At 74.4% G+C, this 26469-nt stretch carries 15 protein-coding genes; 14 read left to right on the top strand and 1 reads right to left on the bottom strand.

All coding sequences use genetic code 11. From position 1 onward, the window contains the following. Nucleotides 1-5: 5 nt before the first annotated feature. The 5 genes from ACTWPV_RS10065 to ACTWPV_RS10085 are packed head-to-tail and all read left to right on the top strand — an operon-like array spanning nucleotide 6 to nucleotide 4825. Nucleotides 6-1016: an ABC transporter permease gene (locus ACTWPV_RS10065; RefSeq protein WP_443151523.1), complete on the top strand. Its 1011-nt coding sequence runs from the start codon at nucleotides 6-8 to the stop codon at nucleotides 1014-1016. Continuing rightward, nucleotides 1013-1912: an ABC transporter permease gene (locus tag ACTWPV_RS10070; protein ID WP_347643018.1), complete on the top strand. Its 900-nt coding sequence runs from the start codon at nucleotides 1013-1015 to the stop codon at nucleotides 1910-1912. Before ACTWPV_RS10065 ends, ACTWPV_RS10070 begins: the two co-directional genes overlap by 4 nt. Nucleotides 1913-1914: 2 nt before the next feature. Then, on the top strand, nucleotides 1915-2913 hold the full coding sequence (locus ACTWPV_RS10075) for an ABC transporter ATP-binding protein (RefSeq protein WP_443151524.1): 999 nt from the start codon (nucleotides 1915-1917) through the stop codon (nucleotides 2911-2913). Next, nucleotides 2910-3920 carry an ABC transporter ATP-binding protein gene (locus tag ACTWPV_RS10080; protein WP_347643016.1) on the top strand — a complete coding sequence of 337 codons (1011 nt, stop codon included), beginning with the start codon at nucleotides 2910-2912 and terminating at the stop codon, nucleotides 3918-3920. Before ACTWPV_RS10075 ends, ACTWPV_RS10080 begins: the two co-directional genes overlap by 4 nt. Continuing rightward, nucleotides 3920-4825 (top strand): GNAT family N-acetyltransferase, encoded by a 906-nt coding sequence (locus ACTWPV_RS10085; protein WP_443151525.1) that lies wholly within the window; start codon nucleotides 3920-3922, stop codon nucleotides 4823-4825. Before ACTWPV_RS10080 ends, ACTWPV_RS10085 begins: the two co-directional genes overlap by 1 nt. 68 nt (nucleotides 4826-4893) lie before the next feature. On the opposite strand, the gene ACTWPV_RS10090 is transcribed toward ACTWPV_RS10085, so the two are convergent. After that, nucleotides 4894-6021, bottom strand: coding sequence for an exo-beta-N-acetylmuramidase NamZ family protein (locus ACTWPV_RS10090; RefSeq protein ID WP_443151526.1), 1128 nt, complete (start codon nucleotides 6019-6021; stop codon nucleotides 4894-4896). 57 nt (nucleotides 6022-6078) lie between these two features. Here ACTWPV_RS10090 and murQ point away from each other — a divergent pair, with 57 nt between their 5' ends. From murQ to ACTWPV_RS10135, 9 genes are all read left to right on the top strand, one after another. Continuing rightward, entirely contained in the window at nucleotides 6079-6978 is a 900-nt protein-coding gene (murQ, locus tag ACTWPV_RS10095) for an N-acetylmuramic acid 6-phosphate etherase (protein ID WP_443151527.1), read from the top strand. 129 nt (nucleotides 6979-7107) lie between these two features. Next, the gene (locus tag ACTWPV_RS10100; protein ID WP_443151528.1) at nucleotides 7108-8163 is read left to right on the top strand and encodes a serine hydrolase domain-containing protein; all 1056 of its coding nucleotides are present in this window, start codon (nucleotides 7108-7110) and stop codon (nucleotides 8161-8163) included. A 195-nt stretch (nucleotides 8164-8358) separates the two neighbouring features. Beyond that, a complete protein-coding gene (locus ACTWPV_RS10105) occupies nucleotides 8359-9660 on the top strand; it encodes an MFS transporter (protein ID WP_443151529.1) in 1302 nt (433 codons plus the stop codon). Between the two features lie 2 nt (nucleotides 9661-9662). Next, entirely contained in the window at nucleotides 9663-9866 is a 204-nt protein-coding gene (locus ACTWPV_RS10110) for an MbtH family protein (protein ID WP_347643010.1), read from the top strand. Between the two features lie 2 nt (nucleotides 9867-9868). Further along, on the top strand, nucleotides 9869-13339 hold the full coding sequence (locus ACTWPV_RS10115) for a condensation domain-containing protein (RefSeq protein ID WP_443151530.1): 3471 nt from the start codon (nucleotides 9869-9871) through the stop codon (nucleotides 13337-13339). Nucleotides 13340-13567: 228 nt separating this feature from the next. Next, a complete protein-coding gene (locus tag ACTWPV_RS10120; protein WP_443151531.1) occupies nucleotides 13568-14614 on the top strand; it encodes a MupA/Atu3671 family FMN-dependent luciferase-like monooxygenase in 1047 nt (348 codons plus the stop codon). Nucleotides 14615-14622: 8 nt separating this feature from the next. After that, complete coding sequence (locus ACTWPV_RS10125) at nucleotides 14623-19383, top strand: amino acid adenylation domain-containing protein (protein WP_443151532.1); 4761 nt, start codon at nucleotides 14623-14625, stop codon at nucleotides 19381-19383. After that, nucleotides 19380-23252 (top strand): amino acid adenylation domain-containing protein, encoded by a 3873-nt coding sequence (locus tag ACTWPV_RS10130; protein WP_443151533.1) that lies wholly within the window; start codon nucleotides 19380-19382, stop codon nucleotides 23250-23252. Before ACTWPV_RS10125 ends, ACTWPV_RS10130 begins: the two co-directional genes overlap by 4 nt. Continuing rightward, the gene (locus tag ACTWPV_RS10135) at nucleotides 23252-26467 is read left to right on the top strand and encodes a non-ribosomal peptide synthetase (protein WP_443151534.1); all 3216 of its coding nucleotides are present in this window, start codon (nucleotides 23252-23254) and stop codon (nucleotides 26465-26467) included. The genes ACTWPV_RS10130 and ACTWPV_RS10135 overlap by 1 nt, the downstream gene beginning before the upstream one ends. The last annotated feature ends 2 nt before the right edge of the window (nucleotides 26468-26469 follow it).

A 26469-nucleotide genomic window follows, 5' to 3' on the forward strand; every position in this document is an offset into this window, starting at 1 on the left:
AGCCTATGACGGTTATCGCACGCCGACTCGCGGGCCATCTGGCCCGCGGGATCGTCATGATCCTGGTCGTCGCCACGATCAGTTTCTTCATCGTCAGGAGCATTCCCGGTGACCCGGTCGCCGCGAACGTGCAGAAGCTGATCGAGCAGGGTATGGCGCCCGAGGCGGCCGAGCAGGCGACCCGCGTGTTGTACGGATTCCAGCCCACGGGCTCGCTCTGGGAGCAGTACATCGACTACATGGCGGGCCTGCTCACCTTCGACCTGGGCCAGTCCGTGACCCACGCCGGCGCCCCGGTCACCCAGGTGCTCGGCGAGGCGGCCAAGTGGACCGTGCTCCCGGTGCTGGCGGGCACGCTGCTGAGCTTCCTCGTCGGCATCATCCTGGGCGTCTACGCGGCCATCAAGCGCACGGGCAAGCTCGGCGACGTCCTGGCCGTCTCCGGGTCGCTGCTGCACGGGGTGCCGCAGTACGTGCTGGGCCTGCTGCTCAGCGCGATCTTCGCGACGCTCATCCCGATCCTGCCGGCCGACGGCCCGGTGGACATCCTCTTCGAGCCCGGGTTCAACGCCGGCTACATCGGCTCGCTGGTCGAGCACGCGGTGCTGCCGGTGGTCACCTACGCGCTGGCCGCGTACGGCGGGTGGATCCTGGCGATGAAGTCGAGCGTGGTGACCGTGCTGGGCGACGACTTCATCCTGGCCGCCGAGCTGCGCGGGATGAAGCGCTCGATCATCTTCAGGTACATCGCGCGCAACGCGATCCTGCCGCTGTTCACGATCCTCGCGCTGTCGCTGGGGCTGCTGCTCGGCGGCGCGGTGTTCATCGAACGGATCTTCAACTATCCGGGGCTCGGCCTGCTGCTCCTCGACAGCATCACCATGCGCGACTACGCGCTGATGAGCGGGGCGTTCCTGCTGATCACGGCGGCCATCATCGTGGCCAACATCATCGCGGACCTGTTCTACAGCGTGATCGACCCGCGGGTCCGCAGCGGTGAGGAGGCCGGCGCATGAGTGTGCTGCTGGAGAGCACGTCGACGAGCGCCGCCATGCGGCGCAACTTCTGGACGGGCGTGTGGCGCGTCATGAAGCGCAAGCCCAGCCGCCTGGTGGGCGTCGTGCTGATGGCCGGGTTCGTGTTCATGGGCCTGTTCGGGCCGCTGTTCTACCCCGACCCGCTGCCCCGCGACCCCGCCATGCTCACCAGGCCGCCGAGCTGGGAGCACTGGCTCGGCACCGACGACCAGGGCAGGGACGTGATCGCCCTGGTGGTCACCGGCTCCCGGTACGTCCTGCTGGCCGCCCTCGTCACCGCCGTCATCACGGTCGTGCTGGGCACCGCCATCGGGCTGTTCTCCGGCTTCAAGCGGGGCCGCTGGGACACCGTGCTCATGCGGCTCACCGACATGAAGCTGACCATCCCCGGCCTGCCGCTGCTGCTGGTGCTGTCGACGGTGTGGAAGTTCAACAGCGCCGTGCAGATGGGCCTCGTGCTGGGGCTGCTCAGCTGGGGCGGCGTGGCGCGGGCCGTGCGGGCGCAGACCCTGTCGCTGCGCGAGCGCGGCTTCATCGAGGCGGCGCGCGGGCTCGGGCTGTCCACCACGCACATCGTGGGCAAGGAACTGCTGCCGAGCATGGCCCCGTACATCGCGATGAACATGCTCATCGCCATCACCGGCGGCGTCTACTCGCAGGTCGGGCTCTTCTTCCTGGGCGTGCTGCCGTACGAGTCGAACAACTGGGGCCAGATGCTCAACACGGCCGTGTTCCGCTCGGGGGCGCTGACCGTGCCGAGCGCGCTCGGCTTCCTGCTGGGGCCGCTGCTGGCGATCCTGCTGCTGACGCTGGCCATCGTGCTCGTGGTCGACGCCATGGACGAGATCTTCAACCCCCGGCTGCGCGAGGAGTGACCGTGACGAAGACTGCGCCGGGAGTGCGCATCGACGGCCTCACGGTCGTCTACAAGACGCCCGCGGGCGAGCTGCCCGCGGTCAGGAACGTGGACCTGACGCTGGAGCCCGGCACCATCACCGGCATCGTCGGCGAGTCCGGCTCGGGCAAGTCCACGCTCGCGCTGTCGCTGCTGAACGCGGTGCAGCCGCCGGGCCGGATCTCGGCGGGCAGCGTCGAGATCGACGGGCTCGGCGACGTGGTCGGCCTGCGGAACGAGCAGCTGCGCAAGGCGCGCGGCAAGCACATCGGCTACGTCTTCCAGGCCGCCCAGAACTCACTCAACCCGCTCAAGACCGTCGGCAAGCAGCTGCTCGACCTGGGCCGCTCGCACGGCGTGGACGACCTGCGCGCTCTGGTGCGCGAGGCCAAGGAGCTGCTCGGCCGGATGGGCCTGGACGGCGCCAGGGTGCTCGACTCGCACCAGCACGAGCTGTCCGGCGGCATGCGCCAGCGGGTCGGCATCATGCTCGCGCTGGTGCTCAACGCGCACCTGGTCGTGCTCGACGAGCCGACGACCGCGCTCGACATGATCACCCAGGCGAACATCCTGAAGATCGTCCGTGAGGTGCACGCGGAGCGCGGCCTGACGACGCTCGTCATCACGCACGACATCGGCGTGGTGGCCGAGGTCGCCGACCGGCTGGCCGTCATGTACGGCGGCCGGCTCGTCGAGCAGGGCCCGACCAGGGAGGTGCTGGGCGCGCCGCGGCACCCCTACACCAGGGGCCTGATCAAGGCCATTCCCCGGCTCGTCGGCGACATCGACGAGGCCCAGGCGCTGCCGGGACGGCCGCCGACGCTGGCCACGGTGCCGGCCGAGGGCTGCGTGTTCAGGGAGCGCTGCCCGCTGCGCATGGACGTGTGCGACACCATGGACCCCGAGGCCCGTACCGACGACGGGGCCGGCGGGCCGAGGACGGTGGCCTGCCACGCCGTGACCGTGAAGGAGCACGCATGATCACCGGGACCGGCATCGTCAAGACGTTCAAGCAGCGCGGCAAGGTGCTCGGCGCCCGCGAGGTGCAGGCGCTGCGCGGCGTCGACTTCGCGATCCCGAAGGGCGGCGCCGCCTCGTTCATCGGCGAGTCCGGGTGCGGCAAGACGACGCTGGGGCGCATCATCGCGGGGCTGGAGACGTACGACGCGGGTGACGTCGTGATCGGCGACGTGCCGATGTCGCCGCTCAAGCCCAAGCAGCGCCAGCCGCACTTCCGCAAGATCCAGATGATCCACCAGGACCCCTACTCCGCGCTCAACCCGACCAGGACGGTCCACCAGACGCTGCACGCGCCGCTCAGCCTGCGGGCCAGGCAGACCGGGCGGTCCAGGACGTGGATGGAGGAGCGGGCGGCCGAGGTGCTGTCGCTGGTGGGGCTCGATCCGGGCTCGGTGTTGTCGCGCTACCCCCACCAGCTGTCCGGCGGGATGCGGCAGCGCGTCGTCATCGCCCGGGCGCTGACCGTCGATCCCGAGATGCTCGTCGCGGACGAGGCCGTCTCGATGATCGACGTGTCGCTGCGGCTGGGCATTCTGGCGCTGCTGAAGGACCTGCGCGAGCGGCTGGGCGTGAGCGTGCTGTTCATCACGCACGACGTGGCCACCGCCCGCTACATCGGCGGCGACGGCGAGCTGTACGTCATCTACCGCGGCCAGGTCGTCGAGCGCGGCCCGGTGGACACGATCATCGCCGACCCGGTGCACCCGTACACGCAGTCGCTGCTGTCGGCCATCCCGGTGCTGCACGGCCTGGAGCGGCCGGGCGAGCAGCCGGTGGAGCCGCTCGAGTCGCTGGACGAGAGCCAGGCCGACGAGGGCTGCCTGTTCGCGCGCCGCTGCCCGTTCCGCGGCGAGCGGTGCGAGGACGAGCGGCCGCTGCTGCAGCTGACCGAGGGCGTCCCGCAGGAGCACGCGTGCTTCTTCCCCGAGCGCCGCAGCGTGATCGCCCGCCCGATGAGCGAGGTGTGATGGCCCACATCGTGCGGGCCGCCCCGTGGGCGACACCGGGGTCCACGGGATCGGCCGACGGGCTCGCCGAGGCGTCCGAGGTCGCCACCGCGGCGCTGAGGCTGGACATCGCGGAGGCCGCGGCCCTGATCGGCCATCTGTCGCGGCCCCCTGCCGGGCGGAAGTGGACGGCGCTGACCACGGACGGCGGGGTCGTGATGGCGTCGACGTCCACCAAGGACACCGACGACGCCGAGGACCCGGCCGGGCACATCGACCTGCTGGCCGTGCACCCGTCGGCGCAGGGCCAAGGGCGCGGGCGGGCGCTGGTGCGGGCGGCCGAGGAGTGGCTGGCCGGGCAAGGCGTCCGGCAGGTGCGCTTCGCCGGCAACACGCCGTGCTACGCCTGGCCGGGCATCGACGTGCGCTACACCGCCGCCGCCTGTCTCGCCGAGCGCCTCGGATACGAGCGCTACTCCGTCGTCTGGAACATGACGGCCGACCTGAGCGTGGACCTGTCCGTGGAGGACGACCTCGAACAGCTGGCCCGGCACGGCGTGACCGTGCACGCGGCCGGCGACGACCGCGAGCGGGTCACGGCGTTCGTCCGCGAGCACTTCAACGACTCCTGGGCCTGGGAGGCCGCGCGGGCGGCCGGGGTGCACTACGGCGAGCGTGACGGGCGCGTCCTGGGGTTCGCCGCCTGGGGCGCGCGGCCTGCCTGGTTCGGGCCCACGGGCACCGCGCCGGACGCGCGCGGCCTGGGCCTCGGCCGGGTGCTGCTGCGCAGGTGCCTGGCCGACCAGCGGGCCGCCGGGCAGGCCGACGCCCAGATCGGGTGGGTCGGGCCGTTGCGGTTCTACTCGCGTGCCGTCGGCGCGCGGGCGGAACGCGTCTTCTGGCTCTACCGGCGCGATCTGGCGTGATGGCCCGCGTCCCTGCACAACCTGACACCCGCCGGGGGCCGTTGGACACGGCCCCCGCAGGCGCGCGTTCAGCCCTCCGCGGAGCCGCCGTAGAGCAGCGGGCCGTCGGGGTGCGCCGGGGGCGGGCACAGCTCGCGGGGGTCCCCGCCGGCGTCCATGGTGCGGGTCAGCGCGTCGGAGCCCCACAGGTGGTCCATGAACAGGTCGGGGCCCCACCAGCGCAGGTCGTCGGGGTAGAGGGTGCGGGCCACGTGCAACATCGACAGGCCCGTCAGCACCGGCCGGAACGCGTGGCGGTCGTGCACGTGGAGCTGGACCCCGCGGACGGGCGTGCCGGCGTGCTTGTGGAACGTCGGCGTGAACCACGTCTCGCGGAAGCGCACGCCCGGCAGGCCGAGCCCGGCCAGCGCGGGGGCGAACCGCTCGTCGACGTACGGCGCCCCGACCAGCTCGAACGGCCTGGTGGTGCCGCGCCCCTCGGACAAGTCGGTGCCCTCGAACAGGCCGGTGCCCGGGTAGACGAGCGCGGTGTCCACGGTCGGCATGTTGACCGACGGCATCACCCAGGGCAGCCCGGTCTCGGCGTACGCCATGTCGCGCCGCCAGCCCTCCATCTCGACCACGTGCAGGTCCAGGTCGAACCCGAACAGCACGGCCAGCTCCCCCACGGTCCTGCCGTGCCGCACGGGCAGCGGGAACCGCCCCACGAAGCTGGCGAACGCCCGGTCGAGCAGCGGGCCCTCCTCCACGGTGCCGCCGAGCGGGTTGGGCCGGTCCAGCACCACGAACCGCAGGCCCAGCCGGGCGGCGGACTCCATGAGGTCGTACATGGTCCAGACGTAGGTGTAGAAGCGGGCGCCGACGTCGGCGATGTCGAAGACCAGGGTGTCCACTCCGGAGGCGGCGACGACGCGGTCCAGCGCCTCGCCCGAGAGCTTGTGGGTGTCGTACACCGGCAGCCCGGTCCTCTCGTCCACCGTGTCGCCCTCGCTGCCGGCCGCCTGAGCGGTGCCGCGCATGCCGTGCTCGGGTCCGAACATGGCGGTGAGGCGGGCGCCGGCGGCCATGAGCGCGTCGGGGGTGGGGGTCAGGTCGGGGAGGATTCCGGTGGGGTTCGTGATCAGGCCGAGGCGGGTTCCCCCTGCGAGCGAGGGGGTCGTGGCCAGCCGTTCTGCTCCGGTGCGTACGTGCGTCATGAACCCATTGTCTGAAAGATATTTACAAGAGAGAAGTAAAGGGTGGAAATTAGCGTCATGATTGATCCGCTACCCGAGCTGTCCACCGAGCAGAGCGACCCCCGCTACAGCCAGATCGACCGGCTGCCCACCGAGGAGATCGCCCGACTGATGAACCAGGCCGACACGGCCGTGCCCGCCGCCGTGGCGGCGGCCGTCCCGGCCATCTCGGCCGCCATCGACGCCATCGCGGCGCGGATGGCCGAGGGCGGCCGGCTGCTGTACGTCGGCGCGGGAACGTCGGGACGGCTGGCGGTGCTCGACGCCAGCGAGTGCCCGCCCACGTTCGGCACCGACCCTTCGCTGGTGCAGGGGATCATCGCCGGTGGGCCCGAGGCGCTGACCCGGTCCGTCGAGGGTGCGGAGGACGACGCGGAGGCCGGGGCCGCCGCGATCAAGGCCCTGGAGGCGGGGCCGCTGGACTCGGTGCTGGGCGTCTCCGCCAGCGGCCGGGCCCCTTTCGTGCTGGGCGCGCTGGCGGAGGCGGCCGGCCGCGGCGCGCTCACCGCCGCCCTGTCGTGCAACGCGGACGCGCCGCTGTCGGCCGCCGCCGAACACGCGATCGAGGTGGTCGTGGGGCCTGAAGTGGTGACCGGCTCGACCCGCCTCAAGGCCGGGACGGCGCAGAAGCTCGTGCTGAACATGATCTCCACGATCTCCATGGTCAGGCTCGGCCGCACGTACGGCAACGAGATGATCGAGATGTCGGCGATGAACAACAAGCTCGCCGGGCGGGCGCTGCGCATGGTCAGGGACATCACCGGAGCCGACCAGGAGACGGCCGTGGCGGCGCTGGACGCGGCCGGCGGCCAGGCGAAGATCGCGGTGCTGATGATCCAGCACGGGCTCGACGCCGAGGCGGCCCGCGCGCTGCTGGAGTCGCACGGCGAGCGTCTCAGCGACGCGCTGAGCGGCTGAGCGGCTGAGCGGCTGAGCGGCTGAGCGGCTGAGCGGCTGAGCGGCTGAGGCCACCACACCACGACAGGGCCGCGACAGGACCGCCGACAGGACCGCGGACGGGACCGCGACGGGGATGAGGGGACGGGGATGAACGACCGGCTGGACACGATCCTGGCGGACGGGGTGTCGCGCGTGTGCTCGGCGGCGGTCGCGCTGATCGCCGTGAACGGGTCCGTGGCCGCCGCCTCGGCGGCCGGCGAGCTCGTACGGTACGCGGACGCGGACGGGACGCCGGCCGGGGAACGCCCGCCGGCGCTCCGCGACTCGATCTTCGACCTGGCCTCGATCAGCAAGCTGTTCACCACGGTCGTGCTGCTCTCGCTGGCCGAGGAGGGCCGGCTGGACCTGGACGAGCCCGTGGCGCGCCGGATCCCCGTGCGCGACGGGCGGATCACCCTGCGCCACCTGCTCACCCACACGGCGGGCCTGCCGCCGACCCGCCGCATCGACCTGGAACTGCCCGGCGCGGACGCCGCCGCGCGGATGGCCGCGATGCTGGAGACGCCGATCGTCCATCCGGTCGGCGGGCCCTACCTCTACAGCGACGTCGGCATGGTCGTGGCGGGCCGGATCGCGGAGCTGGCCGGCGGCGCGCCGCTGGACGCGCTGGTCCGCGCCCGCATCACCGAGGTGCTCGGCCTGTCCGGCACCGGCTACCGGCCCGCGTCGCCGGCGCGGGTGGCCGCGACCGAGTGGAAGGCGGAGCGCCCCGGGCCCGGTTGCGTGCGGGGCGAGGTGCACGACGAGACCGCCTACGCGCTGGGCGGTGTGGCGGGGCACGCGGGGCTGTTCTCGACGGCCGGGGACGTGCTCGCCTTCGGCGAGGCGCTGCGGCGCGGCGGCGGCCCGATGCTGAGCCGGGAGAGCGTGGCGGAGATGACGCGCGACCAGGGTGCCGAGGGCGCCCCCTTCCGCCACGGGCTGGGGGTGCGGCTCGGCGATCCGGCCATCGTGGGACCGCTGGACGGCGCGTACGGGCATTCGGGCTTCACCGGGACCTCGCTCGTCGTCGATCCCGGTCGCCGGCTGACCGTGGTGCTGCTGACGAACTCCGTGCATCCGGTGCGGGGCCGCGACGGCATCCGCGAGATGCGCCATGCGGTCACCGCCGAGGCGCTCCGCGCGGCTGACCTCGACCTTTGACAGGACGTAATTACAAAACCACAAAGAGCGTATTGCTCCGCCCAAAACGGTGTGTGAAGGTACACATGAGGCGGCTGTGAACGGTAGGCCACCTCAGGGTTCCTTTCATCAGAAGGGCCTCGGGCACACATGGGTGAACCTCCATCGTCCAAACAACCGTCGCAACAGAACCGATTTATCCAGCGATTCTCTGGAATGGGTAGATTCAGCCTGGTTTGGAGTGGCCAGGTCGTCACCCTCATCGGGAATTCCGTTCTCCGCTTCTCCCTGGTCATCCAGGCATGGACGGTCGACCACCAGGTCACCCAGGTGGTGGCGCTGTCGCTCTGCGCGCTGCTGCCCCAGATGTTGCTGAGCCCCACCGCGGGCGCCATCGTCGACCGCTTCCGCAAGCGCACCGCCCTGCAGCTGGCCGATCTCGGCGGGCTCGTCGCCGTCGCCGCCATGACGGCCGTCTATTTCCTCGGAGACCTGCACCTGTGGCAGGTCTACGTCACCGTCGCGCTGCTCGGCGCCGCCGCCGCCTTCCAGTTTCCCGCCCTGTCGTCGGCCGTGCCGCTGCTGGTCGGCAAGGAGCAGCTGCAGCGGGCCAACGGCCTGCTCGCCACCGCCAAGAGCGTCGCCGACGTGGGCGGGCCCGCGCTGGCCGGGCTGCTGGTGGTGACCGGCGGCCTCGGCGTGGTGCTCTGGATCGACCTGCTGAGCTTCGCCGTCGCGCTGCTCACCGTACGCCTGGTGCGCATGGACGGCGACCGGCCCGGCGAGGCCGGGACGCGCAAGCGCCTCGCCGCCGACTCGCTGGAAGGGCTGCGCTACCTGTTCGCCCAGCCCAGCCTGCGCGGGCTCATCCTGGTGTTCTTCACGGTCAACCTGGTGATGGTCTTCGGGTTCGCCGTGGTGCAGCCGATGATCCTGGCCAGGACCGGCAGCGACGTCTCCGCGCTGGCCAGCGTGAACGCCGGCATCGGCGCCGGCGGCATCGCGGGCGGCCTGCTGCTGGCCGCATGGGGCGGCCCGAAGAACCGGGCGCTCGGCATGATGCTCGGCGTCGTCGGCATGTGCGTGAGCGCGCAGATCGCGACGGCCGTGGTGCACGGCGTCGTCGCCTGGACCGCGACCATGCTCGTCGGCGCGATGATCATGCCGATCGTCAACGGCTCGATGCAGTCGATCATCCAGACCAAGGTGCCGAAGGACCGGCAGGGGCGGGTGTTCGGCGCCGTCATGTTCGTCTCGCAGATCTCCTCGCCGGTCGCGATGGCCTTCTCCGGCCCGCTCGCCGACCAGGTCTTCGAACCGCAGGCCGCGGCCGGAACCGGCCTGGCCGGGCTGCTGCGGCCCCTCGTCGGGACCGGGCCGGGCAGCGGCATGGCGGCGATGTTGTTCATCGCCGGCCTGCTCGGCGCCGGCGCCGCCCTGTGGGGGCTGGCCCGCCGCGCCGTACGCCACATCGACGTCCTGACCCCCGACCTCGAGCAGCAACCCGCGGGAGGCTGACCATGACCACCAACCCCTTCGAGGACGAGAACGGCTCCTACCTGGTGCTGGTGAACGACGAGAACCAGCACTCGCTCTGGCCGGCCGGCATCGGCGTACCCGCGGGCTGGCGGGTGGCGCTGGAGGAGAGCCCGCGGGCCGCGTGCCTGTCCTACATCGAGACGCACTGGACGGACATGCGCCCGGCGAGCCTCACCCGGTCGTGACGATGGGCGTGCCGAACGGATCTCCCGGCGGTGTGCACGAGGTCTTCGCGCGGCAGGCGGCGCGGACCCCCGGCAGGACGGCGCTCATCGGCGCGGGCGAGCGGCTGACCTACGCCGAGCTGGACGCGCGCGCCTCGGACCTCGCCGCGCGGCTCGGGGCCCGGGCTGCGAAAGGCCCTGGTGTGCGGCCCGGACGCCTGGTCGGGGTGCGCATGGAACGCGGCCCCGAGTTCGTCGTCGCGCTGCTGGCCGTGCTGAAGGCCGGCGCCGGATACCTGGTGCTCGACCCGGACTTCCCCGAGGAACGGCTGCGCGCCGTGGTGGCCGACGCGGGCGCCGCCGCCGTCCTCACCCCCTCCGGGCTCGAACCCCTGCCGTACGACGCCCGCCACGACGGCGTCGCCTGCGTCATGTACACCTCGGGCTCCACCGGCAGGCCCAAGGGCGTCGCCGCCCCGCACCGGGCGATCGTGGCCACGGTGACGGGCCAGGACTACGCGCCGTTCGACGCGGTGTGGCTGCAGTGCTCGCCGGTGTCGTGGGACGCGTTCGCCCTGGAGCTGTGGGGGCCGCTGCTGTCCGGCGGCACCTGCGTGCTGCACCCGGGGCAGCGGCCCGATCCGATGGTGATGGCCCGGCTGGCCGCCGAACACCAGGTCACCTGCATGTACCTGTCGAGCAGCCTGTTCAACGTGATCGTGGACGAGTACCCCGGCGCGCTCGCCGGCGTGCGGCACCTGATCGTCGGCGGCGAGGCGCCGTCGCCCGCGCACGTCGGGCGCGCTCTCGAACGCCATCCCGGCCTGCGGGTGAGCAACGGCTACGGGCCGGTCGAAGGCATGATCTTCATGACCACGCACCCGATCACCCCCGGCGGCGGGCCCGTGCCCATCGGCACGCCGCTGCGGGGCAAGCGGGTGCACGTCCTGGACGCGCGGCTGCGGCCGGTGGCGGACGGGGAGGTCGGCGAGCTGTACGCGGCCGGTGAGGGGCTGGCCCTGGGCTACCTGGGACGGCCGTCGGCGAGCGCCGAGCGGTTCGTGGCCGACCCGTTCGGCGCGCCGGGCGAGCGCATGTACCGCACGGGCGACCTGGTACGGCGCCGCGCGGGAACGCTGGAGTACGTGGGGCGGGCCGACGAGCAGGTCAAGATCCGCGGGTTCCGCGTCGAGCCGGACGAGGTGGCCTCCGTGCTGGCCGCCCACCCCGCCGCCGCCCGGGTGAGCGTGGTGGCCAGGGAGGACACGCCCGGCGAGCGGCGGCTGGTCGCGTACGTGGTGCCGCGCCCCGGGGACGCGGTGGACGGCGAGGCGCTGCGGGCCCACGCTGCGGCGGCGCTGCCCGCCTTCATGGTGCCGTCGGCGTTCGTGGTGCTGGAGGCGTTGCCGCTGACCGCCACCGGCAAGCTGGACCGCGCCGCCCTGCCCGCGCCGTCGTACGAGCCGGCCATCGCCGAAGGGCCGCGCGACGAGGTGGAGCGGCGGTTGTGCGAGCTGTTCGCCGAGGTCCTCGGGGTGCCGGAGGTGGGGGTGACCGACGACTTCTTCAGGCTGGGCGGCGACTCGCTGACGGTGGCCAGGCTCCTCAGCAGGATCCACGCCGAGCTGGGCGTGGAGGTGGGCGTCAGAACCCTGTTCGAAGGGCCGACGGTGGCCGCGGTCGCCGCTCACGTCCCGGACCTCCGCCACGACCCGGCGCCCGCCGGCGCTCTGGTGGGCGCCCCTGCGAGCAACTCCGGGAACGGCGTGACGGACGGTTCCCCGCCACCGGGGAGCGCGCTGCCGCTGTCGTTCGCGCAGCGCCGCCTGTGGTTCCTCGACCAGATCGACGCGGGCGTGGCCTACAACATGCCCATGCTGGTACGGCTCAGCGGCTCCGTGGACGTGGCGGCCCTGCGCGGCGCCCTGGAGGACGTGGTGGCACGGCACGAGCCGCTCCGCACGGTCTTCGCCGCGCACGACGGGGAGCCTGCCCAGAGGCTGCTGCCCGCGGAGCAGGCCAGACCCGGTTTCAGCGCCGTCGAGGTGGCGCCGGACGAGCTGGACGCGCGGGTGGCCGCGGCGGCGAGGCACCGCTTCGACCTGGGCGCCGAGCTGCCGATCCACTCCGTGTTGTTCACGACGGGACCGGACGAGCACGCGCTGCTGCTGGTCATGCACCACATCGCCACCGACGGGTGGTCGCTGCCGCCGTTCATGCGCGACCTGTCGCGGGCCTACCGGGAGCGGCTGGAGGGCCGGACCGCCGCGTTCCCTCCCCTGCCGGTCCGGTACGCCGACCACGCGGTGCGGCACCGTACGCGGGTGGACGCGCTGTCCGGCGCCGAGCTCGGCTACTGGCGGAAGACGCTGGCGGATCTGCCCGAACCGCTCGCCCTTCCACGCAGGCCCCGGACGCGGGATGCGGAGACAGCGGGCACGGCGGGCGCGGCGGGCACGGTGCGGACGAGGGTCGGCCCCGTCCTGCACCGGCGGCTGGTCGAGCTGGGCAGGGAACGCGGGGCGACGCTGTTCATGGTCCTGCAGGCGGGCCTGGCCGTGGTGCTCGAACGGGCGGGCGCGGGCACCGACCTGCCCATCGGCGCGCCGGTCGCGGGGCGGTCCGGCGACGAGGTGGGAGACCTGGTCGGCTTCTTCGTCAACCTGCTCGTCCTGCGTACCGACCTGTCGGGCGATCCGTCCGCGGGCGAGCTGGTGTCGCGGGTGCGGGAGACGGACCTGGAGGCGTTCTCGCACCAGGAGGTGCCGTTCGAGCGGGTCGTGCAGGAGCTCGGCCCGGTACGGCGCCCCGGGCGGCATCCCCTCGTCGACGTGGTGCTGGCGTTGCAGAACAACGTGCGGGCCGAACTGTCGCTGCCCGGCGCCGAGACGCGGGTCGAGGTGGTCAGGACCGGGGCGGCCCGGTTCGAGCTGCTGGTCGACGTGACGGATGACTACGGGGACGACGGAGCGCCCGGTGGTATCGCCGTGACCGTCGAGTACCGCCTGGACGCCTTCGCCGAGCCGGTGATGGAGTGGCTGGCGGACGCGCTGGTGCGGGCGCTGGAGTCCATGGCCGCCGACCCCGGCGTACCGGTCTCTGCCATCGACCTGCCGCCCATACCCGACATATCCCCTACCTCCCCAGCACCACCCGACCCGTCCTCAGGAACCGACGGGGTTCCTGGAACCGCTCCTGGGCCGGACGGAGGGCGGGCGCGGATGCCGCGTACCGATGTGGAGCGGCGGATCGCGGCGGTCTGGGCAGACGTGCTCGGCGTCGCGCGGATCGGGCTCGACGACGGATTCTTCGCGCTCGGCGGCAACTCCCTGCAGGCCGTACGGGTCGCCGCGCGCCTCGCGGCGCAGGGTCTGCCCGCCACCGCCGGCCACCTCTTCAACGCTCCCACCATCGCCGAACTGGCCACCCGGCTGACCGCCGCCCAGGGGCCGGCCATCCCCCGCCTGCCCAGAATCCCGCGCACCCGCCACTGAGGAGAAGCGCACCGTGACTCCTCCGCTCCCTGAAGGAAGCGGCTTCTCGCCCCCCTTACGCGGGAGACGACGGCCAAGCCCTGACCGATGCCCGAAAGCACAAGCACAATCCCATCCACAGGAGGCGACGGTGTCTGAGGTTCTGCCACTGAACACCCGAGCCTTGGCGGCCCTCCCGCTCCCGATTCCCCCATCGCCTGAAGGCGACGGTCCTCTCAGGAGGCTCTGATGGACCTCAGCGTGATGTTCTTCGGCGCGGACGACGCGAGCACCGTCGGCCACGCCACGAAATACGACGACATCCTGGCGATCACGAAGGCCGCCGACCGGCTCGGCTTCACCGCCGTCTGGACCCCCGAGCGGCACTTCCAGCAGGTCGGGCAGGTCTTCCCCAACCCGGCCCTGCTCAGCGCCGCCCTGGCCGTGGCCACGGAGCGCATCCACGTGCGGGCGGGCAGCCTCGTGCTCCCGCTGCACCACCCGCTGCGCGTCGCCGAGGACTGGGCCGTCGTCGACAACCTGTCGCGCGGCCGGACCGGCGTCTCGGTGGCGACCGGCTGGCACTCGAAGGACTTCGTGCTCGCCCCCGGCGCGTACGAGGACCGCAGGGAGCGCGCCTTCCGCGACCTCGCCCTGCTGCGGCGATTGTGGGCGGGCGAGGCGGTGGAGTTCGCCGACGGCGCGGGCCAGCCGGTGACGGTGACGTCGCAGCCGCGCCCGTACTCCGATCACCTGCCGCTGTGGACCACGACCTCGGGCAGCCCCGCGACGTGGGAGGCGGCCGGGCGGACGCGGACGAACATCCTCGGCGCCACCATCGGCCAGACCCGCGAGGAGCTGGCCGGGAAGATCCGCGCCTACCGGGACGCCTACGACCGGGCCCCCGAGCAGCCCGGCTCCCCGGCCAGGGGCACCGTCACGCTCATGGCCCACACCTACGTGGGCGAGACGGACGAGCACGCCAGGGAACGGGCGGGCGGCCCGCTCAAGGACTACCTCAGGTCGTACGTGGCGCAGACCGCGGCGAACAAGGGCGGCGGGGGCCGGGCGGCGACGCTGAGCGACGAGCAGCTCGGCACGCTCGCCGAGTTCGCCTTCCAGCGCTATCTGACCTGGGGCAGCCTGCTCGGCTCCGCCGAGACGTGCCGCAAGAGCCTGGCCGACCTGGCCGACCTGGGCTGCGACGAGGTGGCCTGCTTCGTCGACTTCGGGCTCGGCGTGAACGAGGTGCTGGCCGGGCTGGAACGGCTCGCGGAGCTGCGGGAGGACATGTGACGTCGGCAGTGACATCGACAGTGACATCGACGGGGGGACACGCGGGACCCGCGTCACGGGGCAGCAGCGCGGAGCGGTTCGCCGCGCTCGACGGGAAGCGCCGGGTGGAGCTGCTGCGGCGGCTCGTCGCGGCGGGCAGGCTGGAGGCGATCCCCGACGTCGTGCCGCCGCGCGACCCCTCCGTACCGGTGCGGCTCAGCCCGGCGCAGGAGGATCTGTGGGTGTTCGAGTCGCTCTATCCGGACACGGCGGCGCTCAACCTGTGCTGCTCGTACCACTTCGACACCCCCGTGGACCCCGCCGACCTGGAGGCGGCGCTGACCGTCGTGCAGGACCACCACGACAGCCTGCGCATGCGGATCAGGGGCGAGGTGGGCGATCTGCGGGTGGAGCTCCCGCCGGCGGAGCCGTTCGAGCTGGAGCGGCTTGACCTGCGCGGCACGGGCGTGGGCCTGCGGGAGGCGCTGCACGCCTTCAGCCGCCGTACGTTCGACCTCGACGGCGGGCGGCTGATCAGGGGCCAGTTCATCACCGTGGACGGCACGCGCTCCACGCTGGTGCTGGCGCTGCACCACATCGCGACCGACTGGTGGTCGTTCGACGTGCTGCACGGCGAGCTGACCGAGGCCTACCGCGCCGTGCGCGACCGCACCTCGGACCGGTCCGGACCGCGTCCGCGCCGCCCCGTGATCCAGTACGCCGACTTCGCCGGCTGGCAGCGCGAGCTGGAGGCGGCGGGGGTGTTCGACGCCCAGCTCGCCTGGTGGCGGCGCTACCTGGCGGACCCGCCGCGGCCGCTCACCGTCGGCTCGGCCGTCCCGGGCGGCGAGTTCGGCGTCGAGCAGATCGCCTTCCGCGTCGGACGGGACACCGAGGCCGCCGTGCGCGCTCTCGCGAAGGAGCGCGGCGCCACCGTGTACGGAGTGCTGATGACGGCGTTCGCGGTGTTCGCGCACCGGATGACCGGCGAGCGCGACCTGATCACGGGCACGCCCATGGCCAACAGGTCCGCCAAGGGCCTGGACCGCGTCATCGGCTACGTCATGAACTCCGTCCCGATCCGCTGGCGCTTCGGCGAGGACACCACGTTCGCGCAGTCGCTGTCGGATTTCACCGCCGGCTTCCCCGAGGTGACGGCGCACGCCGACGTCCCCGTGGGCAGGATCGTGCGGGCGGTCGACCCCGTGCGGGTGGCGGGGCGCTCGCCGCTGTTCCAGTGGGTGTTCATGCACCTGCCCCGCCAGGACAGCGTGGCCCGGCTGCGGGAGATCGCCGACCCCGAGCGGGTGCACACCGGCGGGGAGCACGACCTGATCGGCATCGTGCGCGACGCCGACGACGGGTTCGAGGCGAGCCTGGAGGTCCGCACCGACCTGTACGCGCCCGAGGTCGTCCGGGCCTGGGCGGAGGCGTTCACGACGTTGCTCGGCTCGCTGGTGGCCGACCCGGACGCGCCGGTGTCGGCGGCGGCCCTGGTCCCTCCCGGCGAGCTGCCGCCGGCCCCTGCGTGCCCCGCCGAGGACAGCGCGGGCGGCAGAGCGGGCGACACGTCGGGCGGCCTCGGCTCGGAGTCGCCGTTCACGAGCCTGCCCGAACTGGTGGCCGGGCAGGCGGCGCGCAGGCCCGACGCGCTCGCCGTCGAGTCGGACGGCGAGCGGCTCACCTACCGGGAGCTGCTGGAGCGGGCCGACCGCCTGGCGGGCGCGCTGCGCGAGCGCGGGGCGGGGCCCGAGCGGGTGGTGGCGCTGGCGCTCGGCCGTTCGGTGGACCTGGTGGTGGCGATCCTGGCGGTGCAGCGGGCGGGGGCCGCGTACCTGCCGCTCGACCTCGACCATCCGCTCGGACGGCTCGCGTACCAGATCGAGGACGCGGGCGTGAGGCTGCTGGTCGCCGAACCGGGCACGCTGCCGGAACTGGCGATCGAGCGCCTGTCACCGGCGGCGGCGCCGGGCGGACCGCCGCCCCCGGCCCGACCGCGCGACGCGGGACCGCCGCCCCCGAACCCGGCGCACGACGAACGACCGCCGTCTCCGGCCCCGGCGCACGACGCGGGACCGCTGCCGGCGATCCGGGCGCACGACGCCGCCTGGGTGATGTACACCTCCGGCTCCACCGGCCGCCCCAAGGGGGTCGTGGTCGGCCACGCGGGCGTCGCGAGCCTGACCCGCACCCTGGTGAGCGCGTTCGGGCTCGACGCCTCCAGCCGCGTACCGCAGCTGGGCTCGCCGGCCTTCGACATCTCGGTGGCCGAGCTGTGCATGGCGTTCGGCTCGGGCGGCACGCTCGTCGTCCCGCCCGCGGGTCCGCTGATCGGTGCGGACCTGGGCCGCGTGTTGCGGGAGCGGCGGGTCACGTTCGCGCTGGTCCCGCCGGCGGTGCTGGCGACCGTGCCGCCCGGCGACTACCCCGACCTGCGAGGGCTGGCCTCGGGCGCCGACGTGTGCCCGGCGGAGCTGGTGTCGGCGTGGGCGGGCGTGCGGTTCTGGAACGCGTACGGGCCGACGGAGAGCACGGTCGCCGCCAGCGTCAGCGACCCGCTCACCCCTGGCGGCGGCCTCCCCCCGATCGGCCGTCCTCTCGCCGGCCACCGCCTGTACGTCCTGGACGCCCGGCTGCGGCCGGTGCCCGTGGGCGTCCCCGGCGAGCTGTACGTCGCGGGCCCCGGCGTGGCGAGAGGCTATCTCGGCCGGCCCGGGCTGACCGCCGAGCGGTTCGTCGCGGACCCGTACGGCCCGCCAGGTGAGCGCATGTACCGCACCGGAGACCTGGCCCACCGGCGTGCCGACGGCCAGGTGCAGTTCCTGGGCCGGGCGGACGACCAGGTGAAGGTACGCGGCCACCGGATCGAGCCGGCCGAGATCGAGGCGGTGCTCGCCGGGCACGAGTGCGTCGCCGGGGCGGCGGTCGCGCCCCGCGACGGCCGCCTCGTCGGCTATCTGGTGCCGCGCGAGGGCCGCTCGTGCGACACCGCGGACGTCCTGGCCCGGGCCGTGGCGGCGCTGCCCGCGCCGATGGTGCCGAGCGACCTGGTGGTGCTGGACGCGCTGCCGCTCACGCCGCAGGGCAAGCTGGACCGGGCCGCGCTGCCCGCTCCGCCCGTGGCGGGGCGGGCGGGGCGTCCGTCGCGCGAACCGGCCACGGACCGTGAGGCGGCGCTCTGCGCCCTCTTCGCCGAGCTGCTCGGCGTGCCGGAGGTGGGGGCGGAGGACGACTTCTTCCGGATGGGCGGCGACAGCATCACGGCGATCCAGCTCGTCAGCCGGGCCAGGGCGGACGGGCTCGGGCTCACGCCGCGCGAGGTGTTCGTCGCCAGGACCCCGGCCGCGCTGGCAGCCGTCGCCCGGGCCGGCGCACGCACCGTCGCCGACTCCCCCTCCGGCCGGTTCCCGATCACGCCGATCATGCACTGGTGGCGCGAGCACGGAGGCCCGCTCGGCACGTTCACGCAGTCGCTGACCGTGCCCGTGCCCGCAGGGACGGACGAGGAGCGGATCAGGGCGGCGCTGCGCACGCTGACGGCCCGGCACGCGGCGCTGCGCACGCGCCTGCTGCGCCACGCGGACGCCGGCGTGGACGGGGGCGCGGACGCCGGCGCGGAGGGAGGCTGGGAGCTGGAGGTCCTGCCTCCGGAGGAGGCGCCGGAGGTCCCGTTCAGCCGCGTGGCCGCCGGCCCGGGCCTGGGCCCGTCCGCGCCGGCCGGCGCGGACGGCGCGGACCCGCCGCACGCCGCGTCCCGGCCGGACGCGGGTGCGGCGCTCGATCCCGGGAGCGGGCGGATGCTGGCCGCCGTCTGGCACGCGCCGGACCGGCTGGTCGTCACCGCGCACCACTTCGCCGTGGACGGCGTCTCCTGGCGCCTGCTCGGCCCCGAACTGGAGGCGCTGCTGCGCTCGCCCGGCTCCGCCGGGCCTGCGCAGGGCACGTCGTTCGCCCGCTGGGCGCGCCTGCTGGCCGCCGAGGCGGAACGTCCCGAGCGGGTGGCGGAGCTGCCCTTCTGGGAGGAGACGGCGGCGGGCGGCGCGACCCTCCTGCCACCGGGGTGGAAGGGACGCGGCGGCCCGCGCACGACCCTCACCACCCGGCTCCCCGCCGACCTCACCGGTCAGGTCCTCACCCGCCTGCCCGCCGCCTTCCGCTGCGGGCCGGACGAGGTCCTGCTGACCGCCCTCGCCCTCGCCGTGGCGCGCTGGCGCGGCGGTACGGAGGTGCTCGTCGACGTCGAGGGGCACGGCAGGGACGCCTTCACCGACGACGCCGACGTCTCCACCACCGTCGGCTGGTTCACCACCCAGCACCCGGTGCGGCTGGACGCCCGGGGAGAGCCCGCCGCCGCGCTCAAGCGCGTCAAGGAACGGCTGCGCGCCGTCCCGTCGGGCGGGCTCGGCTACGGGCTGCTGCGCCACCTCAACCGGGGCACCGCGCCGAGGCTCGCCGCCCTGCCCGCCGCCGACCTGCGCTTCAACTACCTGGGCAGGTTCGACGGCGAGCTGGCCGGCATGCCGGAGGCGCCGATGGCGTACGCGGTGGAGCTGGACGCCGTCGCCCAACCGGGCCGGGACGGCGCCCGGCTGGTGGCGAGCTGGTCCTACGCGGCCGCCGAGATCAGCGCGGAACGCGCAGGGGAGCTGGCCGGGCTCTGGTCCGGCGCGCTCGCCGAGCTGGCCGGGCAGGCGGGCGAGGGCGGCGCGACGAGCTCGGACTTCCCGCTGGTCGAGCTGACGCAAGGCCAGGTCGAGGCGCTCGAAGCGGACCTGGACGGCGACTGGTGAGCCGCGCGCTGGCCGACGTGCTGCCGCTCTCCCCCGCGCAGGAGGGCCTGCTCTTCCACGCCCTGTACGGCGGCGACGACGCGTACGTCGTCCAGGCCAGGTTCGCCGTCGACGGGCCGGCGGACCCGCCCCGGCTGCGGGCGGCCGTGGAGACCCTGCTCGGCCGCCATCCCAATCTGCGCGCCTGCTTCCGCCACAAAGGGCTGGACCGGCCGGTGCAGGTCATCCCGCACCGGGTGCGCCTGCCGTGGACCGAGGTGGACCCGCCGTCGGACGCCGAGCTGGAGCGCATCCTGGAGGCCGACCTGCTGCGCCCGTTCGACGTGACCCGGCCGCCGCTGGTCCGCGCCACCCTGGTGCGCCGGCGGGAGCTGGTGCTGACCCTGCACCACCTTCTGGTGGACGGCTGGTCGATGCCGATCCTGGCGAGCGAGCTGGCCGGCCTTTACACGGGGGCGGGCACGCTGCCGCCCGCGCCGCCGTACCGGGACTATCTGGCCTGGCTGCGCGCCCAGGACGGCGAGCGCGCGGCACGGGCCTGGCGGGACGCGCTCGCGGGCCTGCCGGGGCCGACCCTGCTGCGGCCCGGCGCGAGCCCGGCCGACAGCGCGGCGAGCCTGCGGCAGGGGACGGTGGAGACCGAGCTGACGGCGGAGCTGAGCCAGGCTCTGCGCCGGCGGGCGCGCCGGTCGGGTGTGACGGTCAACACGCTGGCGCAGGCGGCGTGGGGGCTGGTGCTGGCGCGGCTGACCGGGCGCTCGGACGTGGTGTTCGGCACGGTGGTGTCGGGCCGCCCGCCGGAACTGGCGGGCGTGGAGTCGATGGTGGGGCTGTTCATCAACACGCTGCCGGTCCGGGTCAGGACGGGCGAGCCCTTCCTGCTGGAGCACCTGCAGGAGGAGCAGGCCCGGCTCTCGGCCTTCCACCACGTACGGCTCGCCGACGTGCGGCGCGGCGCCGGCGAGCTGTTCGACACGCTGCTGGCCTTCGAGAACTACCCCCGCGACGGCCTGGCCTCCTCCGGCGTCCGCCTGACCGAGGTGCGCGACGCCACCCACTACCCGCTCACCGTCACGGTCGTGGCCGGCGAGCGGCTGTGGCTGCGGCTCGGCCACCGCGCCGACCTGGTGGGCCGCGCCGAGGCCGAGGCCGTCATGGCCCGCCTGACCCGGGCGTTCGAGCGGGTGGCCGAGGGCTCGGAGAGCGGCGACGTGCTTCCCGAGGCGGAGACGCGGCGGCTTCTCGTGACCTGGAACGGCGCCACGCGGGCGCGGGCGGGCGGGTCGGTGCCCGAGCGGTTCGCGGCGCAGGCGGCCCGCACCCCGGACGCCGTGGCCGTCGAGCACGGCGGGCTCGCCCTCACCTATGCCGAGCTGGACGCCCGCTCCGGCCAGGTCGCGGCCGGGCTCGACGTGGCCCGGGAGGCGCCGGTCGCGCTGCTCATGGACCGCTCGCCTGACCTGGTGGTCGCCCAGCTGGCGGTGCTGAAGGCGGGCGGCTGCTACGTCCCGCTGGATCCCGGGCAGCCGCGCGACCGCCTCGACCGGATCATCGCCGACAGCGGCGCACGCACCGTCCTGACCAGCCCGCTGGCCGTCGAGGGGGACGGGGGCGGGGACGGTGTCCCGCCGGAACCCGCGCACCCCGGCTCGGCCGCCTACGTCATGTACACCTCCGGCTCCACCGGCGCACCCAAGGGCGTCGTCGTCACCCACGAGAACGTCGCGGAACTGGCCGCCGACCGGCGCTTCGCCGGGCACCGGCGGGTGCTGCTGCACAGCCCCCACACGTTCGACGCGGCCACGTACGAGGTGTGGGCGCCGCTGCTGAACGGCGGCACCGTCGTCATCGCCCCGCCGGGCCCGCTCCATCCCGACACGATCCTGCACGGCCGGCTGGACGCGGTGTGGCTGACGGCCGAGCTGTTCCGCACCGTGGCCGACCTCGCGCCCGCGGCACTGGCCGCGGCGGGCGAGGTGTGGGCGGGGGGCGACGTGCTGCCGCCGGACGCGGTCCGCCGGGCCGCACGGCACGGCGCGCGGGTGGTCAACGGGTACGGCCCCACGGAGACGACGACGTTCGCCACCGCCCATCCCGTGGGGGACGGCCCAGGGAGCGGACCGGAAGGCGGACCGGTGCCGATCGGCCGGCCGCTGGACAACACGCGCGTGTACGTCCTGGACGCGCGCCTGCGCCCGGCCCCGGCCGGCGTCGTCGGTGAGCTGTACATCGCGGGGACGGGCCTGTCCCGCGGCTACCTCGGCCGGCCCGGGCTGACGGCGGAGCGCTTCGTGGCGGACCCGTTCGCGAGCGGCGAGCGGATGTACCGTACGGGAGACCTCGCGCGGTGGACGTTCGGCGGGGAGCTGGAGTTCGCCGGCCGCGCCGACGGCCAGCTCAAGATCCGCGGCCACCGGATCGAGCCCGGCGAGGTGGAGTCGGTGCTGGAGAGCTCGCCGGACGTGACCCGCGCGGTCGTCGCCGCCGCCGACGCGCCCGGAGGCGGCCGGCGGCTGGTCGCGTACGTGGTGCCCGGCGGATCGCTGGAGCGGGTGCGCGCGCACGCCGCCGCCCGGCTGCCCAGGTATCTGCTCCCCTCCCAGTACGTGCCGCTCGACCGCCTGCCGCTCACCCCCCACGGCAAGGTCGACCGCGCCGCCCTGCCCGCCGTCCCGCCTCCGAAGCCGCTCCCGGGGCCGCTCGACGGGCCGCTCGACGGGCCGCTCGACGGGCCGCTCGACGGGCCGCTCGACGGGCCGCTCGACGGGCCGCGCGCCGCCTCCCAGGACGCCGGTCCCCGGCCCGCCGCGAGCCCGCACGACCCCGCGGAGCCGCGCTCCGCGCGCGAGAAGCACCTGTGCGTCCTGTTCGCCGAGGTGCTCGGGCTGCCGGAGGCGGGCGCGGACACCGACTTCTTCGCCTCCGGCGGGGACTCGCTGCTGGCCATGCGGCTCACCGCCGCGATCGAGTCCGCGATCGGCGTCCGCACCTCCATCGCCGCCCTGTTCGAGGCCCCCACGCCCGCCGAACTCGCCATCCGGCTCGACGCGCGCTCCGATCGGGCTCCGGCCGAGCTGGACCTGTCGCCGCTGCTGACGCTCCGGGCCGAGGGCGGGCGGGCGCCGCTGTTCTGCGTGCACCCCGGCCGGGGCATCGGCTGGTCGTACACCGCGCTGCTCCCCCACCTTCCGAAGGACCGGCCGGTGCACGCCCTGCAGTCGCCGGTGCTCGGTGACGGCGCCTGGCGGCTGCCCGGCACCATGCGGGAGCTGGCCGACGACTACCTGGCGCGGCTGCTCGCGGTCCGGCCGGAGGGGCCGTACCTGCTGCTCGGGCACTCGTTCGGCGGGCTGCTCGCGTACGAGATGGCCGCCCGGCTGCGGGAGGAGGGCCGGCAGGTGGGGCTGGTCGCCTCGCTGGACGCGGTCCCCTGGCCGCCGGGCGTGGAGCCCGACCCCGACGAGGTCGAGCAGGAGGCGCTGACCATCCTGCTGCGCACCCGGACGCTGCACCCCTACGCGCAGCCGGGGCGGCTGGAGCGGGAGCGGGTGTTCGCCGCCGTGCGCGGAAGCGAGGGCCCGCTGTCGGGGCTGGCCGGCGAGCACCTGTCGGCGGTGGCCGGGACGGTGGCCGGGCATCTGCGGCTGGCCGTCACCTACCGGCCACCGCCCTACGACGGGACGGTGCTGCTGTTCTCGGCCACCGCCCAGCCCGGCGACGTCGGCTCGGCGGTCAAGGCGGAGCGCTGGAGCGGCTCCGCCCGCCACGTGCGGGTCCACGACCTGGACTGCGGGCACAGCGACCTGCTCAGGCCCGGGCCCGCCGCCGAGATCGCCGCAGTCATCGAGCCGATCCTCCGGGAGTCGTGATGGAGACGTACGAGTTCCCCGTGTCGCCGGCGCAGGCCAGAATGCTGGTGCTCGACCAGCTCAACCCGGGCACCGCCCAGTACAACGTGCCCGTGGCCTTCACCGTGCGCGGGCCCTTCGACGTCGCGGCGTTCCGCGCGGCCTTGGACGCCGTGGTCGCCGCGCACGAGTCGCTGCGCACGGTGTTCCAGCCGCACGACGGCGGCTACCTCCAGGTCGTCGCGGAGGAGGGGAAGGCCGCGCTGCGCGTCGAGCCGGACGTGCCCGCGGCGCGGGCGCACGCGCTCATGAAGGCCGAGGCGGCCGCGCCGTTCGACGTCGAGGCGGGGCCGCTGCTGCGGTGCGTGGTGTACGTCCTCGGCGGCGAGCACCACCTCGTGCTGCTGACCGTCCACCACCTGGTGTGCGACGGCTGGTCGCTGCGGCTGCTGCTGGAGGAGCTCTCCGGCGCCTACCGGCGGCTCGCCTCCCCCGGCGAGTCACCGGCGGACGCCGCGCCGTCCGAGCCCGCGCCGCAGTACCCCGACTACGCCGTCTGGCAGCGGGAGCGGCTGCACGCCATGGACGACTCCGTCGCGTTCTGGACGGAGACGCTCGAGGACGCGCCCACGACGCTCGCCCTGCCCGCCGACAGGCCCCGCCCCGCCGTGCAGTCGGCGGCGGGCGGCGTCGTACGCGTCCCGCTGCCCTCCGGCACGCGCCGGCGGCTGGCCGAGGTCGCCGCCGAGCGGAACGCGACGCCGTACATGGTGATGTTCGCGGCGTTCGCCACGTTCCTGGCGAGGATCAGCGGCCAGCGGGACCTGGTCATCGCCGTCCCGGTCGCCGGCCGCGACCACCCGGACGTCCAGAACATGATCGGCCTGCTGGTCAACACGCTCGCCGTACGCGCCGACCTGTCGGACGACCCCGCGTTCCTCGACCTGATCGGCCAGGTGCGCGAGCGCCTCCTCGCGGCCCGGCCGCACCACGAGGCCCCGTTCGAGGCCGTGGTGCACGCCCTCGCCCCCGGCAGGCAGCTGAGCCACGACCCGCTCGTCCAGGTGATGCTGGCCTACGACGACGACACCCTGCTGGCCCTCGACCTGCCCGGCGCCACCGCGGAGCGCGTCGAGCTGCTGCTGGACGACGCGAAGTTCGACCTGCTCATGAACGTCGAGCGGCAGGCCGGCGAGCTGGCCGCCCACCTCGTCTACCGGGCCGACCTGTTCGACCGGGAGACCGTGCGCCACTGGGCACGCGCCTTCGCGACGCTGCTCGACGCCCTGCTCGGCGAACCCGGCCGGCCCGTGAGCGCCGCCGGCCTCCTCCCCGCGGCGGACCGCCGCCTGATCGTCGAGGGGTGGAACCGCACGGCCGCCCCCACCGGCACCCGCCTGGTTCCCGACCTGGTGGCCGAACGGGCCGCGGAACGTCCCGGCGCCACGGCCCTCGTCTGCGGCGCCACCGCGCTCACGTACCGGGAGGTGCTGGAGCGCGCCGACCGGCTGGCCGGCCGGCTGCGCGCGGCCGGCGTCGGGCCGGAGATCCCCGTGGGGCTCTGCCTGCCCAGAGGCGCGGACATGGTGGTGGCGGCGCTCGCCGTCCTGCGCGCGGGAGGCGCGTACGTGCCCCTCGATCCCGGGCATCCGGCGGCCCGGCTGGCGTTCATGATCGGCGACGCGGGGGTGCGGCTGCTGATCGCGACCGAGCCCGTGGACCTCGGCGTGCCCGTGGCTGCCCCCGACGGCCACGCCCCCATCCCCCCGGTCGGGCCGGTGCTCGCGGCGCGGCCCGAACCCGCGAACACGGCCTACATCCTCTACACCTCCGGCTCCACCGGCACCCCCAAGGGCGTCGCCGTCGAGCACCGGGCCCTGCTGAACCTGGCCACCGCCGTACGCCACCAGTTCCCCGTGACCGGCGACGACCGGGTGCTGCAGTACGTGTCGTTCGGGTTCGACGTGGCCGTGTCCGACGTGTTCTTCTCCCTCGTCGCGGGGGCGGAGCTGCACGTCGCGGGCGAGTGCGAGCGGCTCGGCGAGGACCTGTACGCCCGCCTGCGCGACTCCCGCGTCACCTACGCCTTCCTGCCGCCGTCGGCCGCCATGTCGTTGCCCTGCCCGCCGGACGCGCGCGAGACGGCGCTGCCGGACCTGCGCACGCTGGCCGTCGGCGGCGAGGCGTGCCCGGCCGAACTGGTGGAGCGCTGGGCGACGCCGCGGCGGCGGATCGTGGACGCGTACGGGCCGAGCGAGACCACCGTCTACGCGACCACGGCTGACCTGTCGCCGGGGCGGCCCGTGGTGATCGGGCGCCCGGTGGCCAACGGCCGGGCGTACGTGCTGGACGAGCGGCTGCGTCCCGTGCCCGTGGGGGTGGCCGGGGAGATCTACCTGGCGGGGGCGGGGATGGCCAGGGGTTACGCCAACCGGCCCGGGCTGACCGCGGAGCGCTTCGTCGCCGACCCGTACGGGCCGCCGGGCGAGCGCATGTACCGGACGGGCGACCTCGGCAGGTACGACACCGACGGAGTGCTGTCCTACCTCGGCCGGGTCGACACTCAGGTCAAGCTGCGCGGCTTCCGCGTGGAGCTGGGCGAGATCGAGACCGTCCTCGCGGCGCACCCCGGGGTGTCGGTGGCGGCGGCGTCCGTGCGCGGTGACCGGCTGGCGGTGTACGTGGTGGCGGACGGCGAGCCGCCACCCGCCGCGCGGCTGCGGGCGTGGCTCGGCGACCGGCTGCCGGGCTACATGGTGCCCGACTCGGTCGTCCTCCTGCCGGAGTTGCCCGTCAACAGGTCCGGCAAGGTGGACAGGTCGCTGCTGCCCGAGCCGCCGCCGACCCGCCCCGACCTGGGCCGCCCCTACGTCGCCCCGGCCACGGAGACCGAGCGGCTGCTGGCGGAGGTGTGGGCGGAGGCGCTCGGCCTGGAGCGGGTCGGCACGCACGACAACTTCTTCGACCTGGGCGGCAACTCGATCAGGTTGCTGGCCGTTCTGGCGGCGCTGCGCGAGCGCGGCGGGGACGGCGGGCTCAAGCTGGTCGACCTCTTCCGGCATCCGACGGTCGCCGCCCTCGCCGACCGGCTGGACCGCCCCGCCGGCTCTCCCGCCGGGTCTCCGGCCGGCTCTCCGGCCGGCTCTCCAGCTGGGGCGGACGTCGGCGCGGCGAGACTGCGCGGCCAGAGCAGGCGCGAACGGCTCGCCGCGCGCAGGAAAGCACAGAGAGGGTAACG

The organism is Nonomuraea sp. KM88 (assembly GCF_052245635.1).
Lineage (GTDB): Bacteria > Actinomycetota > Actinomycetes > Streptosporangiales > Streptosporangiaceae > Nonomuraea.